Annotated in this window: 1 pseudogene; it reads right to left on the minus strand. The window is 55.4% G+C overall.

What is annotated here, in order from left to right:
• A pseudogene (locus A6013_RS26580) lies at positions 1–237 on the minus strand (bifunctional riboflavin kinase/FAD synthetase); the annotation flags it as partial.
• Positions 238–352: the final 115 nt, after the last annotated feature.

Below are 352 nucleotides of genomic sequence, written 5' to 3' on the forward strand. Positions count from 1 at the left end.
GCGCAACTTTTCGCGCAGGCGAGTGAGGCGAGCGGGAGATTTATCGCCCGCGAACAGCTCCAGCGGCTGTGGCTCGAAAATCATCACCACAACGGGCAGGCCACGGGCCTCCCCGTCTTTACGCAATCCGTGCTACAGCGCATGATGACGACGATGCACGCCGTAGAAATTACCAATGGTCAGCGCGCTCACGTGTGGCGCTCTGCTGAGATAATGTAGGCCGGGTATCAGCTTCATGTGTGGCTCAAAGCAGTGAAAATCGCCAAAGTATACCTTGTACCGCGGTGAAGGTTAACCGGCGAATGTTCGCGCAAAACAGAAAGCTCTAATGATTTCATCAGGCTGACCTTGC

This window comes from Enterobacter sp. IF2SW-B1, from assembly GCF_001743375.1.
Taxonomy (GTDB): Bacteria; Pseudomonadota; Gammaproteobacteria; order Enterobacterales; family Enterobacteriaceae; genus Enterobacter; species Enterobacter bugandensis.